Here is a 13,236-nt window from a genome sequence, read left to right as displayed (position 1 = left end):
AACAGGTGTTTAGTGTTTTAAACATGCGTTCAAGCGCAGAGGATTTCACCACCCGGGCCCGCATCCGCGACGCCGCCATCGGACTTTTCGGCCGCGATGGTTTCACCCGCGCCACAGTCCGCGCCGTGGCCCAGGCAGCGGGGGTCAGCCCTGGCCTGGTCATCCACCACTTCGGCAGCAAGGAAGCCCTTCGTGCCGCCTGCGACCAGCACGTCCTCGCCCAAACAGCCAGCCAGGGCCGCGACAAGTCCGACCCCGCATCGACGCGCCAGCTGATCCAGGACTACCTGGGCAACCCGGAGCAGTACGCCCATGAGATCGCCTACATCCGCCAATCGCTAAGCGACGAATCCGACGCCGGAGATGCCTTCTTCGACGCCGTGGTGAGGCAAACCCACGACATCATCAATGCCGGCATCGAGGCAGGAACCATCCGCCGGTTCGACGACGTCCGGTCCACCGCCGTCGTAATTGCCTCCAACAGCCTGTCCATCCTCATGTTGGGCAGGCACCTCTCAAGGTCGCTCGGGGCCGCCACACCCGAACCCCACGGGATCGGACCGGATCTGCTGCGGCAACTGACCCTGCCCGCCCTGGAGATCTACACCCACGGCTTCTACACGGATTCGCGGTTCCTTGATGGGGCCCGCGAGGCGCTGCAGCAAGGAACCACCAACCAAGGAAGGGAGCATGCCCCGTGACCCAGGCAATCGTCGTCGAGGGTTTGCGCAAAAAGTTCGGTCACCGCGAGGTCCTGCATGGACTCGATTTCGCGGTGGAAGCCGGAACGGTGTTCGGCGTCATCGGACCCAACGGGGCCGGCAAGACCACCACCATGCGGTGCCTGCTGGACATCATCCGCCCCAGCGAGGGGTCCATCTCGGTACTCGGACAAAATCCGCGCCGAGCAGGCACTTCCCTACGCCGCAGGATCGGGTACCTCCCGGGCGAGCTGCACCTGGAGAACCGCACCACCGGCCGCCGCACGCTGGATCACTTTGCCGCCATCAGCGGGCCCGTGGACCCCCGCCACGTCAACGATCTCGCGGACCGCCTGAACCTTGACCTGGACCGCCAAACCCGGAAGCTCTCCAAAGGCAACAAGCAGAAGCTGGGGTTGCTGCAGGCCTTCATGCACAAGCCCGAACTCCTGGTGCTGGATGAGCCCACCAGCGGCCTGGACCCTTTGGTGCAGCAGGTTTTCCATGCCATGGTCCGCGAGGCAGTGGCCGCCGGGGCAACGGTCTTCCTCAGCTCGCACGTCCTGAGCGAGGTCCAACAAGCAGCCGACGCCGTTGCCATCCTCCGGGACGGAGAAATCGTCACCGTGTCCACGGTGGAGGCGCTGCGGATGGCTGCCGTCCGGCAACTGCGCTTCAACAGCACAGGAACAAACGCGAACGACGTCGGAGCGCTGCTGGCCCGGGTGCCGGGCGTCACCAACGCAGAGGTGCGGGAGCTCCCAGCCGACGGCCACGCTGCCGGGACGGTGGTGGCCACGGCGAGGCTTTCCGGTCACGTCCAGCCCCTCATCCAGGAGTTGGCCCGGCTGAACCTGACGGACCTGGTCCTTGAGGAACCCGACCTTGAAGAGGCCGTCCTGACCCTGTACACGGGAAGCGCCGACAAAGGGACCGCTGATTCGTCGGCCACGGGGCCTGCGGGTTCCACGGGTTCGTCCGGTCCGGCCGTTTCCACGGGTTCTCCCGGTCCGGCCGTTTCGGCGGACCATGCAGGCTCTCCCGTCCGGCCCGAAGGAGCACACCGTGCCTAGGATCCTGCCCCTTTTCACCAAAGCCCTGACCGACTCCTGGCGTTCGACGCTGGCTTGGGCACTGGGCCTGACAGCGGCGTGCATGTTGTACCTGCCGCTATACCCCTCGATCGGCGGCAGCGCGCAAATGCAGGACCTGATCAACGCGCTTCCAGCCGAGATGACCAAAGCCTTGAACTACGATCAGATCGCCTCAGGTCCCGGCTATACGCAAGCCACCATGTTCGGCCTGATCGGCTTCCTGCTGATGTCCATGGCCTCCGTTGGCTGGGGCGCAGCGGCAGTAGGCGGCGACGAAGAATCCGGGCTGCTGGAACTGACACTCGCCCACAGCGTCACGCGCGTGCAGGTAGTCCTGGAACGCGCACTCGCCATCGTGGTCCGGATCGCGGTTCTTTCGGTCCTTGTCTTCCTGTTGGTGCTGGGACTGAACGGCCCCTCCCAACTGGGCATCGACGTCGGACATCTCGCCGGAGCAGTCCTGCTGTTTGCCGCACTTGCCCTGCTCAGCGGAACCGCCGCGCTGTGTGCAGGAGCACTGACCGGCCGGAAGATTTATGCGGTGGCTGCGGGCGCCGCCGTCGCCGTCCTCGGCTATGTGTTCAACGCCGTGGGGCGGCAAAGTCCTGACGTGGAGTGGTTGCTGAATCTCTCGCCGTATCACTGGGCCTACGGCAATTCTCCCGTGGCCAACGGCGCCGACTGGGGTGCAGTTTCAGGGCTCTTCGGCATTTCGGCAGCCCTTATTGTGTGCGGAGCACTGGCCCTGCGGCACCGGGATGTGGGTGTTTAGCTCCAGAGGTGCGGGGCAGGCCGACGCGCTCCCGGGAGCGCATTGTTCTCGCGCCATTCATGAATCCATTCGGGCAATTCAAGGTCCGCCGGGGGCGCACCGAATTCGGCGATAATCTCTTCCTGGGTGACCGGCTTGCCCTTGGCCACCAGCCGTGTGGCAATGTGTGCCCGCGCAAAGATCTCGCCGTCCACCACCATCCGCTGTTCAAAGTAGATGGCCTTGGTATCCAAGCCGATGATGCGCGTTTCAATGGTGTAGCGCTGCCAGAGTTTGAGGGACTTCCGGAAAGCGATGGTCTCGCCGGCAGCCACCGGACTCCATCCCCTCTTGCGCATCTTGGCCCAGACCCCGCTGCGGACCATGAGGTCGAAACGCCCGAGGTCCATCAGCGAAAAGTACATGCCGTTGTTGACGTGCATGGCAATGTCGATGTCCGTGGGCAGCACTTTCAGGGGCAAAGAGGACTCTTCCCAGACTCCCAGGGGAGAGCGCTTGGCCGAGGTAAAGAGCAGCATGAGGGTGCGAAGAAGCAGATGCATGCCCCAATGTTACCCGCGGGTAACTTGAGGTGAAAGGCCATGACCGCATTGTGGACGGTCAATAGTGCTTGCCCTGCTGTATGTCCAACGTTTGCACTAACGTTTACCACCGGTTCATCAAAGAGGTGCAGAATATCTGAAACTCATCCTATGAATGACCATACAAGGGGGACCCTTTGAGCACGCTGCAAACCACCAGGCCACACGGCGAAGTCTGGCCCGAACTTTCACGCCATCAGAGCGTCTACCTTCGGGATGCCCGCGGCAACCGCATCGAGGGAACCATCGACGGTATGACAGAGGACCGCAGCACCCTGTGGATCCAGCTCAAGGGCGGCCTCGGCAGGCAGCTGATCCACCACCTCGACGGATACTGGCTGGAAACCCCGGCCGCCTGAGCGGTCGTCTGCTGTTGCCTGCGGTTCCCCGCAGATCCGGTTCGCAGCCCCATCCTCAGCCACTTCACGCCCCTTGCAGCTCCCCCTCCCGGGTCCGGTCCGGGGTAGCTGAGCCCGTGGTGGCTAGTATTCCCCTATGACACAAGCGCGATACCGGGACCTGGTGGAATGGCCCCTCATGGCCACGGCCCTGATTTTCCTCACCGCCTATGCCTGGCAGGTCATCGGCAGGGTGGACGGCCCTGCAGCGATGCCGTTCGAGATTGTCCTCTGGATCACCTGGGGCATCTTCGCGCTGGACTACTTCGTCAACCTCTGGCTTGCCGAGGACAGGATGCGCTGGTTCCTCTGGAACCTGCACGAACTCCTGATCGTGGTACTCCCCTTTTTCCGTCCACTGCGGCTGCTGCGTCTGGTCACGTTACTCTCCGTACTCCAGCGCACCGTGGGCGAAACCCTTCGAGGACGGGTTGCCACCTACGTTGCAGGAGCAGCGGCGATGCTCATCCTCATCGGCGCTCTGGCCGTGCTGGATGTCGAACAGAACGATCCCGAAGCCAAGATCCTCAATTTCGGTGACGCCGCCTGGTGGGCCGTTACTACCATCACCACTGTCGGCTACGGGGACCTGTACCCCGTGACCCCCATCGGCAGGATGGTTGCCGCTGCCCTGATGATGAGTGGCATCGCGGTACTGGGTATTGTCACAGCTTCCATCGCTTCATGGCTGGTTCAGCGGATCGAGGAGAATGCCGAGGACGTGGCAGCGGCGGCCGAGGTGAAAGCCGCAGCAGCCGAGGAACCTGTTCGCGCGGAAATGGCCGACCTTGTGTCCGAGATTGCGGCCCTGCGGATGGAGATCGCCGAACTCCGGGAAGCCAACGAATTCAGGCGTGAGCACGGGGTTTAGGTTGGTTTCCCCCTGGACCGCGTACCGTCATCACTTGGTTTGAGCACCCAGGTGCCGTGACACGCCCTGGATCATGGCGGGTGGCGGGGCCGGCCCGATCAAAGTGGGTGGTGGCGGTACGCGTGCCGGCGCCAGTGGCCCTCGCCGGGATCTGTTGGAGGTCAGCCGGCCGAAGGGTTTGACGGGCACAAAAAAATCCCCGGAACCAGTGGTTCCGGGGATTTTCTCTGGGTGGCAGATGAGGGATTCGAACCCCCGTAGGCGTTGCCAGCTGATTTACAGTCAGCCCCCTTTGGCCGCTCGGGTAATCTGCCGAACTTCAAAAGAAGATCACTTCCGGACACCGTTTCTTTTAGATCCGGTAACCGAAGGCAGAGACAACCTTACAGAACTTTCTGCGAAGAATCTAATCGGGGACAGACACCCGGTATTTCGCGGTATTTCAGGCTTCCCCGAGGATCCGGCCGGCGAGTTTCGCTTCGAACTTCTCGGCTTGCTCGGCAGTGATCTGGTTGAGTTGAACAGCCCGCAGCAGGTCCGCGTGCACCCCGTCCATGCGTGCACTGGCATCGGGCACGGGGCTCAGTACGATCGACGCAGCAACAGCCGCTGCGGCAACAGCACTCGCGGCGGCAACAGCGGCCGTACCGATGGAGCCCGCTGCGGCAGATGCGGACTTACTGATGGACTGGACGGCCTTGCTGCTCATGCTGATCCTCCGACGACGCGTTCTTCCAACAGGTACAACTCTCAACCCGGCACCTCGGTTCCAACCCTGCATGCGCTGTGAGCGAACTGTGAAAGTCCTCCACCGTCGCAAGTGGCGGCTTCCGTACTAGGCTGGATGCCAGACCAACCCGCCCTCACAGGGCCCCCAACCTAAGGAGAGTCATGGCAGGCGAATCCACATTCGACGTCGTCAGCAAGGTAGACAAGCAAGAGGTCGCCAACGCGCTGAACCAGTCCCAGAAGGAAATCGCGCAGCGATACGACTTCAAGGGTGTCGGTGCAGAGATCGACTTCAGCGGCGAAAAGATCCTCATGAAGGCCAACTCCGAGGACCGCGTCCTTGCTGTCCTGGATGTCTTCCAGTCGAAGCTGATCAAGCGTGGCATCTCCCTGAAGTCACTGGACCAGGGCGAGCCTTTCCCCTCCGGCAAGGAATTCCGCCTTGAGTGCACCATCAAGGAGGGCATCGCCCAGGACATCGCGAAGAAGATCAACAAGATCATCCGCGATGAAGCCCCCAAGTCCGTCAAGTCCCAGATCCAGGGCGACGAACTCCGCGTCACCTCCAAGTCACGGGATGACCTCCAGGAAACCATGAACATCCTGAAGAAGTTCGAAGAAGCCGACCTTCAGTTCGTGAACTTCCGCAGCTAAGCGGCGTCATCCGCAAAGCCGGGATACGGGCCCTTGTCAGGGCCGGCATCCCGGCTATTTGCTGCCCTAAACTACACCGACTGTCGTAATGAGCCAGCGCATTAGGACACGATTAGTTTGCGTAATAGCCAAGCCACAGTATCCTTTTTCCTTAGGCGAGCCTAAGTACGGCTCCCCTTAGCGAAAGAAAATCTCCATGACCGCCAATTACCTGATCGGCCTGCGCGAAGGCCTCGAGGCATCACTGATAGTGGTCCTCCTGATGGCCTACCTCATCAAGACCGGCAGGCGGCACCTGATCCCCCGGGTATGGATGGGCGTCGGCCTTGCCGTCGCCATTTCGCTGGGGTTCGGTGCGCTGCTGACCTTCGGCCCCCGCGGTCTCACCTTCGAGGCCCAGGAAGCGATCGGTGGCGGTCTTTCCATCGTGGCTGTCGCGCTGGTCACCTGGATGGTCTTTTGGATGGCCCGCACGGCACGCAGCCTCGGCGGCGAACTCCGGTCCCAAGTGGATAAGGCAGCCGACGGCGCCGCCTGGGGACTTGTGATTGTTGCGGCACTGGCCGTAGGCCGGGAAGGCCTGGAAACAGCGCTCTTCATCTGGGCTGCAGCCCAGGCCACCGGTGAAACCAGCATGCCCCTGCTGGGCGCGCTGCTTGGCCTGATCACGGCCGCTGGTTTGGGCTACCTCCTGCATCGAGGCGTTTTGAAGGTAAACCTGGGCCGCTTCTTCACATGGACGGGCGTGGGCTTGATCATCATTGCCGGCGGCGTCCTGGCCTACGGCATCCACGATCTCCAGGAGGCGGGAATCCTGCCCGGCCTGAACAACCTGGCCTTCGACGTTTCCGCAGCCATACCGCCGTCGTCCTGGTATGGCACCTTGCTCAAGGGCACACTGAACTTCTCCCCCGCCACCACGTGGCTGGAAGCGGCGGCCTGGGTGCTTTACGTCGTCCCGGTGCTCTTCCTCTATGTCCGGGCAAACCGAACGCCCCGGCCCAAGGTCGCCGGCATCACCGCGGCCCCGGCCGTCGCCGCACAGCCGTAACGGCGCAACCGCCGTCGCCGTCCCCGCAGCCTAAACAGCACAGCAGCCGCAACGGCACCCAGCTTTCCTGGCAACTTCCCCCACGCGCTACGTTCAACTAAAGGACCCACCCATGCTCGGATCACCCAGACTTCGCCGGACTCTTGCCGTGATCGGCGCGGCCGCTGCAGTGCCGCTGGCCCTTTCAGGCTGCACCGACAACACCAAGACGGCAGCAGCCGCGGATGGCCCCATCCAGGTCAGCAGCACGGCCAACGAGTGCAAGGTCTCCAGCGGGACCGCCCCCAGCGGAAACCTCACCTTTGCCGTGAAGAACGAGGGCACCGAAGTCACCGAGTTCTACCTGCTGGCCGAGGACGGCCTGCGGATCCTGGGCGAAGTGGAGAACATCGGCCCCGGCATCACCCGCAACCTGGTGGTCACCGCTCCGGCCGGCAAGTACAACACCGCGTGCAAGCCCGGGATGCAGGGCGAAGGCATCCGCGCGTCCTTCGAGGTCACCGAATCCGGCAGCAAGCCCAGCGTCGATGCTGACTTCCAGAAGCTCCTGGACAACGGGACCCAGCAGTACGCCGCGTACGTCAAGGACCAGTCAGAGCAGCTGATCGTGGGCACCAAGGCCTTCGCTGAGGCCTTCGCTGCCGGCGACGCGGCCAAAGCCCGGGACCTCTACGCCTCCACCCGCATGCACTGGGAGCGGATCGAACCCGTAGCTGAGTCCTTTGGAGACCTGGACCCCAAGCTGGACGCCCGCGAGGCAGACCTTGAGCCGGGCCAGGAATGGACCGGCTGGCACCGCGCAGAGAAGGACCTCTTCCCGCCCGCGGAGTACACGGCCATGACCCCGGCTGAGCGCACGGCCATTTCCACTCAGCTGGTCACCGACACCGAGGATCTCGTGACCCGCACCCGCACGGTTGAACTGACCGCAGACAAGCTGGGCAACGGCGCCAAGGAACTCCTGGATGAAGTTGCCACCGGCAAGGTCACCGGCGAAGAGGAGATCTGGTCCCACACCGATCTCTGGGACTTCCAGGCCAACGTTGACGGCGCCCGCATCGCCTTCGAGAACCTGAAGCCGGCGCTGGAGCAGAAAGACGCTGAACTGGCCAAGTCCCTGGACGAGAAATTCACGGCCTTGCAAACCGAGCTCAAGAAGCACGCCAAGGGCGAGGGCTTCGTGTACTACAACGAGCTGAGCCAGGAACAGGTGCAGCAGCTTGCGGCCTTGGTCGATTCGCTGGGTGAGCCCCTCTCCAAGCTCACCGCAGCCGTGGTGCTATGAGTGGCTGCCCCTTCGGGCACACCGAAGAGCGTCCCGATAATGAACGCCCTGGTGAGGCCACCGGCGTCGAGCGTTCCGGCGCGCCTGCCGCCGTCGTCACCGCTGAAGGAGCGTCCGACGGCGGCAAACCGGCCGACGCTGCTGCGGGCAGTTCCCGTATGTCGCGCCGAGGCCTCCTTTCCCTGGCGGGTGTAGGCGGTGCCGGGGCTGTAGCTGGACTGGCCGCCGGGTTCCTCGGGCATGACGTTGTGACGGCAGGACCGGCCGTTGCGGAAACCAATGCCGGGGAGGCCGTGGTTCCGTTCTTCGGCGATCACCAGGCAGGCATCACCACCCCCGCCCAGGACCGCCTGCACATGGCTGCCTTTGATGTCACCACGGAGGACCGCAAGGAGCTCATCAAGCTCCTCAAGGACTGGACGGCCGCGGCCGAGGCCATGTCCACCGGCAGCCCCACGGGTAAGACAGGTGCCGTGGACGGTCCGTACGATGCTCCACCGGAGGACACCGGCGAGGCGTTGGACCTGGCTGCAGCCAAGCTGACGCTGACGTTCGGCTTCGGTGCGGGACTGTTCGAGAAGGACGGGAAGGCGCGGTTCGGATTGGACGGCCGCCGCCCGGAGGCCTTGATTGATCTCCCGCATTTCCCCGGCGACGATCTCCAGCCGGGCCGGACAGGCGGCGACATCGTCATCCAGGCCTGCGCGGACGATCCCCAAGTTGCCGTCCACGCCATCCGCAACCTTGCCAGGATCGGCTTCGGCAAGGTGCGGGTCCGTTGGTCGCAGCTGGGATTTGGACGCACATCCTCCACCTCACGGGCACAGGTGACGCCCCGGAACCTGTTCGGTTTCAAGGATGGGACCAACAACCTCAAGGTCGAAGACAACGCACTTCTTGACGAGCACGTCTGGGTGGGCGCCGGCCCCGCAGGCGAGCAATGGATGACCGGTGGCAGCTACCTGGTGGCCCGCAGGATCCAGATGCATATCGAAATCTGGGACCGGACTTCACTGCGGGAGCAGGAAGGCCTGATCGGCCGGACCAAAGGCGCAGGAGCACCGCTTTCCGGCGGGGACGAGTTCACCGCTCCCGACTTCGGCCTCAAGGGACGCGGCGACGAGCCCCTGATCCCCATGGACTCGCATATGCGCCTGGCCCACCCGGACCAGAACGCAGGGGTCAGGATGCTGCGGCGCGGCTACAACTTCACGGACGGTTCGGACGGTCTGGGCCACTTGGACGCCGGATTGTTCTTCATCGCGTTCGTCAAGGACCCCCGGACCCACTATGTCCCCATGCAGCTGGCCCTGGCCAAGGGCGACACCCTGTCCGTGGAGTACCTGAAGCACACTGGCTCGGGACTCTTCGCGGTGCCTCCTGGCGTGCAGCAGGGCGGCTTCATTGGCGAAGGGCTGTTCGCGTAGGCCTCTTACAAGAGCGGGCGGCCGGCCATCCGCTCCAGCCTGCTGATCCGTTCCTTCATGGGCGGGTGCGTGGAGAACATGCGCCGCATGCCACCGCCACGGAACGGGTTGGCGATCATCAAATGCGAGGCGTTGACGAGTTTTTGGTCTTGCGGAAGCGGTAGCTGGGTGACGCCGGATTCAATCTTGCGCAGGGCTGAGGCGAGTGCCAGCGGATCGCCGGTGAGCTCGGCGCCGTCCTCATCGGCGTCGAACTCGCGTGTGCGGGAGATGGCCATCTGGATCAGCGACGCCGCGAACGGTGCCAGCAGTGCCATGGCGATGGTGGCCAGGGGGTTGGCGTTGCGCCTGTCGCCGCTTCCAAAGATCAGCAGCATTTGGCCCACGGACGTAATGACTCCGGCTACCGCGGCAGCCACCGACGAGGTCAGGATGTCGCGGTTGTAAACGTGCATCAGTTCATGGCCGAGAACTCCCCTGAGCTCCCGGGCATCGAGCAGGTGCAGGATCCCTTCGGTGCAGCACACGGCGGCGTTTTTGGGATTGCGGCCGGTGGCAAAGGCGTTGGGGGTCATGGTGGGCGAAAGGTAGATCCGCGGCATGGGCTTGTTGGCCCGTACGGAAAGCTCCCGGACGATCTGATACAGCTGCGGAGCCTGGGCCTCTGAGACCGGGTAGGCGGCCATGGAGCGGATGGCGATCTTGTCGCTGTTCCAGTAACCGTAGGCGGTGGTGCCCACACCAATCAACGCCATGATCCAGATCGGCGCAGTGCTGCGCGTCCCTGCTGCGATGATGGCGCCCAAACCCAACAACACCGCCCACAGCACACCGAAGAGTGCCGCGGTCTTGAGTCCATTGTTGTGTTTATGCACGGTTGCTCTTGCCTCTTTCGTCGGCTCTTGCAGGGTCTTGCGGGGCTCTTGCACGGATTAACGCCGACGCCGGTCGTCGTGTTCCGCTCCCAGCCTACGGTGGCGGGGTGGCCGGCAGAACTATGGCACCGGGTGCCTTGCATCGTAGGCAACGAACCCGGGTTGAATCCGCGAAGCCAGCCACGCCAGGACAATGCAGAGGATTCCGCCGATGAGCAGGACACCACCCTCGCTGAGGAACTGGGTGACGCCGCCGGCCAGCATATCCCCCACCCGGGGTCCTCCTGCCACCACCACGATGAACACACCCTGGAGCCGCCCCCGCATGTGGTCCGGTGTAGCGGACTGCAGGATGGTGGTGCGGAAGACTGCGCTGATGGAGTCGGAAATACCGGCGAGGGCACAGCAGAAGGCCGCCGGTACCAGCCACGGCGTCACGCCGTCGCGGCCTGCATCCCCGGCCAGCAGGACCACCAGTCCAAAACCTGCAATGGAGGCGCCCCAACCTACGACGGACCACACCACCGCACTGCCCTGTTTCCGCACCCGTCCCAGTGGTCCGGAGAACAGCCCGGCAAGAAAAGCCCCGACGGCCGTGGACGCGAGGAGCACGCCAACTGTGGTTTCGCCTCCGCCGATCATGACCGCCCCGATGGCCGGCATCAAAGCCCGGGGTTGTGCGCAGATCATGGCGATGAGGTCGATGATGAAGGTCATGCGTACGTTGGGGCGGGTGCCCAGGAAGCGGAAGCCCTCCACCACGGACCGCAACCCCGGCCGCACGGCATCCTTCGACGGCGGCAAGGGCGGGAGCCTGAACAGACCCCAGAGGGCGAAAGTGAAGCTGATGACATCGATCGTGTAGGTCCAGCCGAACCCGATGGTGGCCACCAGAATACCGGCCAGGAGTGGTCCGGCGGTCATGGACAGGCCGAACGTCAACATGCTCAGTGCATTGGCTGCGGGAAGAAGGTCCTTACGGACCAGCAGCGGAATGATGGCGCTGCGGGCGGGGCCATTGATGCCCTGGGCTCCACTTTGGATGGCCACCAAAGCGTAGAGGACCCAGATATTGCCGATCTCCAGCCATGCCTGCAGGGCCAACCCGGCGGTGGTTGCCCATAGGACCAGGGAGGCGATGATGGCTACTTTGCGACGGTCATAGGCATCGGAAACAGAACCGCCATAGAGCCCTGCAATCACCAGCGGGACCAGCGCGAAGATCCCCAGAAGGCCCACATAGAAGCTCTCCTGGGTCAGCCGGTACACCTCCAGGCTGACCGCCACCAAAGTCAGCTGGGTTCCGATGGCCGCCACCGATGCCCCGAGCCACAGCCGCCGGAACGCCGGGCTTTCCTTGAGCGGGGTGATGTCTGCCAGTAGTTTCGCCACCGTCCTACCTTAACGAGCAACGGGACCGCCCAACGCTTTCCTCCCACCTGCGGTGCTCCGCTTGGTAGGCTCACCCGGGGGAAGGAGTTGACATGCTCACGTCGAGACAATTGCTGTACCGTTCGGCCTTTTGGGAGATTGCCAGGCCTCGCCACCCCCTCACCGCCGGGCATGTGCTGATCAGGCTCTCCGACCCGTCAACCGAATTTGCCCATCCCTCAGCCGCCGACTGGCTTTTCTGCCACCGCTTGGTCCGCGCCGCCTTGGCCGACGTCCTGGGTGCCACACGATGCGCCATCATGTTTGCCCACCAGTGGCATCCTTTGGGTTCAGCAATCGGGGAGCCGGTGGCGGAATCATCGACGCCCACCTTCCACCTGTTTGGCCGGTGGGACGGAGAAACCACGACGCCGGGACACCAGTTGTCGCTTCCGGCCCACCGCCGGACCGGCGAAGCGGACCACGACATGGAGGCTACCGACGCGGCCTTGCGCGAGGCCTTGCGGCTGGCCCGGCCCGAAACTGCGGTGGGCCCAGGCGCAGAGGCGGGTGCCGCCGTCGGGCCCGTTGCTCACGCCGGGTCCGTTGCTGATGCTGGGCCCCTTGACGGGCTGGTACGGGCCGTGGATGCAGGACCACGCCACACTGTGCTGGAACCTGTCAGGGCGGTGCATGCGATCAGCGAGGTCATGACGGCCGAGTTGTTGGCCATCGGTGCCGCCCTGGCCGCACTTCCCCGGTCCGGGGGTGCCATCGGGTTCAGTTGTGTGGCGTTGGAAGGCGGGAATTCCGGGAGCCCGTTGAGGATCCATGCGCTGGGAAGATCTGCTGCCGAAGTGGAGAATCCCTTGGAAGATTTCATGAGTTCACCGGAAGTTAGCCTTGCCTTATTGTGAACTCCTCAAAATAAGTGTTTCAATGAATGCATGACAGATCACACCGCCGAGCAAGCAGAATGGGCAGCAGCCCTGCATGCCCACGGCCGGCGTGTGACCAAACAGCGGCTGGCAGTGCTCGCCGCAGTCCAGCACCATCCGCATTCTCCGGCAGAAGGCATTCTTGCCGCTGCCCGCAAAGAGCTTCCTGAACTGACGGCGCAGTCCGTTTACGTAGTGCTCAGCGACCTTACGGACCTGGAGATGCTGCGCCGCTTCGAACCTCCGCACTCCCCGGCGCTCTATGAAACCCGGGTGGGCGATAACCACCATCACGCCGTGTGCATCAGCTGCGGCAAGGTGGAGGACGTGGATTGCGCCGTGGGACACGCACCGTGCCTCACCCCGCACTGGGATGAGAATTCCAAGCCCATGACCATACAGATCGCCGATGTCCTGTACCAGGGCATCTGCCAGGACTGCCAGTCCAAACAACAGCTTCCCGTAACTTCCGTAACTGAGAAATAAGAA

15 protein-coding genes and 1 tRNA gene are annotated in these 13,236 nt (G+C 63.6%); 11 read left to right on the top strand and 5 right to left on the bottom strand.

Going from position 1 to position 13,236, the window contains the following annotated elements; translation table 11 throughout:
• Window positions 1–23 precede the first annotated feature (23 nt).
• The 3 genes from BLQ01_RS01580 to BLQ01_RS01570 are packed head-to-tail and all read left to right on the top strand — an operon-like array spanning window position 24 to window position 2,567.
• Window positions 24–701, top strand: a complete 678-nt coding sequence (locus BLQ01_RS01580; protein WP_091549841.1) for a TetR/AcrR family transcriptional regulator — start codon at window positions 24–26, stop codon at window positions 699–701.
• On the top strand, window positions 698–1,774 hold the full coding sequence (locus tag BLQ01_RS01575) for an ABC transporter ATP-binding protein (RefSeq protein ID WP_254779136.1): 1,077 nt from the start codon (window positions 698–700) through the stop codon (window positions 1,772–1,774). The genes BLQ01_RS01580 and BLQ01_RS01575 overlap by 4 nt, the downstream gene beginning before the upstream one ends.
• Window positions 1,767–2,567: an ABC transporter permease subunit gene (locus BLQ01_RS01570; protein WP_026546350.1), complete on the top strand. Its 801-nt coding sequence runs from the start codon at window positions 1,767–1,769 to the stop codon at window positions 2,565–2,567. The genes BLQ01_RS01575 and BLQ01_RS01570 overlap by 8 nt, the downstream gene beginning before the upstream one ends.
• On the opposite strand, the gene BLQ01_RS01565 is transcribed toward BLQ01_RS01570, so the two are convergent.
• Window positions 2,564–3,109 carry an acyl-CoA thioesterase gene (locus BLQ01_RS01565; RefSeq protein ID WP_091549839.1) on the bottom strand — a complete coding sequence of 182 codons (546 nt, stop codon included), beginning with the start codon at window positions 3,107–3,109 and terminating at the stop codon, window positions 2,564–2,566. The genes BLQ01_RS01570 and BLQ01_RS01565 overlap by 4 nt on opposite strands.
• Before the next feature lie 176 nt (window positions 3,110–3,285).
• Here BLQ01_RS01565 and BLQ01_RS01560 point away from each other — a divergent pair, with 176 nt between their 5' ends.
• Together BLQ01_RS01560 and BLQ01_RS01555 are read left to right on the top strand one after the other, a co-directional pair.
• The gene (locus BLQ01_RS01560) at window positions 3,286–3,507 is read left to right on the top strand and encodes a hypothetical protein (protein ID WP_091549838.1); all 222 of its coding nucleotides are present in this window, start codon (window positions 3,286–3,288) and stop codon (window positions 3,505–3,507) included.
• Window positions 3,508–3,643: 136 nt separating this feature from the next.
• Window positions 3,644–4,417 (top strand): potassium channel family protein, encoded by a 774-nt coding sequence (locus BLQ01_RS01555; RefSeq protein WP_091549836.1) that lies wholly within the window; start codon window positions 3,644–3,646, stop codon window positions 4,415–4,417.
• A gap of 232 nt (window positions 4,418–4,649) precedes the next feature.
• Here the strand turns inward: BLQ01_RS01555 and BLQ01_RS01550 are convergent.
• Both BLQ01_RS01550 and BLQ01_RS01545 read right to left on the bottom strand, forming a co-directional pair.
• Window positions 4,650–4,731 (bottom strand) — tRNA-Tyr (locus tag BLQ01_RS01550).
• A 128-nt stretch (window positions 4,732–4,859) separates the two neighbouring features.
• Entirely contained in the window at window positions 4,860–5,126 is a 267-nt protein-coding gene (locus tag BLQ01_RS01545; RefSeq protein ID WP_026539718.1) for a hypothetical protein, read from the bottom strand.
• 182 nt (window positions 5,127–5,308) lie between these two features.
• Here BLQ01_RS01545 and BLQ01_RS01540 point away from each other — a divergent pair, with 182 nt between their 5' ends.
• From BLQ01_RS01540 to efeB, 4 genes are all read left to right on the top strand, one after another.
• Entirely contained in the window at window positions 5,309–5,800 is a 492-nt protein-coding gene (locus tag BLQ01_RS01540; protein WP_017200185.1) for a YajQ family cyclic di-GMP-binding protein, read from the top strand.
• A 196-nt stretch (window positions 5,801–5,996) separates the two neighbouring features.
• A complete protein-coding gene (efeU, locus tag BLQ01_RS01535) occupies window positions 5,997–6,851 on the top strand; it encodes an iron uptake transporter permease EfeU (RefSeq protein WP_026546354.1) in 855 nt (284 codons plus the stop codon).
• A gap of 112 nt (window positions 6,852–6,963) precedes the next feature.
• Window positions 6,964–8,136 carry an iron uptake system protein EfeO gene (efeO, locus tag BLQ01_RS01530; protein WP_091549835.1) on the top strand — a complete coding sequence of 391 codons (1,173 nt, stop codon included), beginning with the start codon at window positions 6,964–6,966 and terminating at the stop codon, window positions 8,134–8,136.
• Window positions 8,133–9,563 carry an iron uptake transporter deferrochelatase/peroxidase subunit gene (gene efeB / locus BLQ01_RS01525; RefSeq protein WP_091549833.1) on the top strand — a complete coding sequence of 477 codons (1,431 nt, stop codon included), beginning with the start codon at window positions 8,133–8,135 and terminating at the stop codon, window positions 9,561–9,563. Before efeO ends, efeB begins: the two co-directional genes overlap by 4 nt.
• 5 nt (window positions 9,564–9,568) lie before the next feature.
• On the opposite strand, the gene htpX is transcribed toward efeB, so the two are convergent.
• Window positions 9,569–10,438 (bottom strand): zinc metalloprotease HtpX, encoded by an 870-nt coding sequence (htpX, locus tag BLQ01_RS01520; protein ID WP_026539714.1) that lies wholly within the window; start codon window positions 10,436–10,438, stop codon window positions 9,569–9,571.
• 120 nt (window positions 10,439–10,558) lie between these two features.
• A complete protein-coding gene (locus BLQ01_RS01515) occupies window positions 10,559–11,830 on the bottom strand; it encodes an MFS transporter (protein WP_091549832.1) in 1,272 nt (423 codons plus the stop codon).
• A 92-nt stretch (window positions 11,831–11,922) separates the two neighbouring features.
• Between BLQ01_RS01515 and BLQ01_RS01510 the strand changes: the two genes are divergently transcribed.
• Both BLQ01_RS01510 and BLQ01_RS01505 read left to right on the top strand, forming a co-directional pair.
• The gene (locus tag BLQ01_RS01510; RefSeq protein ID WP_091549830.1) at window positions 11,923–12,726 is read left to right on the top strand and encodes a hypothetical protein; all 804 of its coding nucleotides are present in this window, start codon (window positions 11,923–11,925) and stop codon (window positions 12,724–12,726) included.
• A gap of 30 nt (window positions 12,727–12,756) precedes the next feature.
• A complete protein-coding gene (locus BLQ01_RS01505) occupies window positions 12,757–13,233 on the top strand; it encodes a Fur family transcriptional regulator (protein WP_026539711.1) in 477 nt (158 codons plus the stop codon).
• The last annotated feature ends 3 nt before the right edge of the window (window positions 13,234–13,236 follow it).

The organism is Arthrobacter sp. UNCCL28 (genome assembly GCF_900102805.1).
GTDB classification, from domain to species: domain Bacteria; phylum Actinomycetota; class Actinomycetes; order Actinomycetales; family Micrococcaceae; genus Arthrobacter; species Arthrobacter nicotinovorans_A.
This window is presented reverse-complemented; position numbering and strand designations above follow the sequence as displayed.

Coding starts and splice junctions, on each gene's coding strand:
- efeO (WP_091549835.1), top strand. CDS start 6,964: ATGCTCGGATCACCCAGACTTCGCCGGACTCTTGCCGTGATCGGCGCG.
- BLQ01_RS01505 (WP_026539711.1), top strand. CDS start 12,757: ATGACAGATCACACCGCCGAGCAAGCAGAATGGGCAGCAGCCCTGCAT.
- BLQ01_RS01555 (WP_091549836.1), top strand. CDS start 3,644: ATGACACAAGCGCGATACCGGGACCTGGTGGAATGGCCCCTCATGGCC.
- BLQ01_RS01580 (WP_091549841.1), top strand. CDS start 24: ATGCGTTCAAGCGCAGAGGATTTCACCACCCGGGCCCGCATCCGCGAC.
- efeB (WP_091549833.1), top strand. CDS start 8,133: ATGAGTGGCTGCCCCTTCGGGCACACCGAAGAGCGTCCCGATAATGAA.
- BLQ01_RS01545 (WP_026539718.1), bottom strand. CDS start 5,126: ATGAGCAGCAAGGCCGTCCAGTCCATCAGTAAGTCCGCATCTGCCGCA.
- BLQ01_RS01565 (WP_091549839.1), bottom strand. CDS start 3,109: ATGCATCTGCTTCTTCGCACCCTCATGCTGCTCTTTACCTCGGCCAAG.
- efeU (WP_026546354.1), top strand. CDS start 5,997: ATGACCGCCAATTACCTGATCGGCCTGCGCGAAGGCCTCGAGGCATCA.
- BLQ01_RS01540 (WP_017200185.1), top strand. CDS start 5,309: ATGGCAGGCGAATCCACATTCGACGTCGTCAGCAAGGTAGACAAGCAA.
- BLQ01_RS01510 (WP_091549830.1), top strand. CDS start 11,923: ATGCTCACGTCGAGACAATTGCTGTACCGTTCGGCCTTTTGGGAGATT.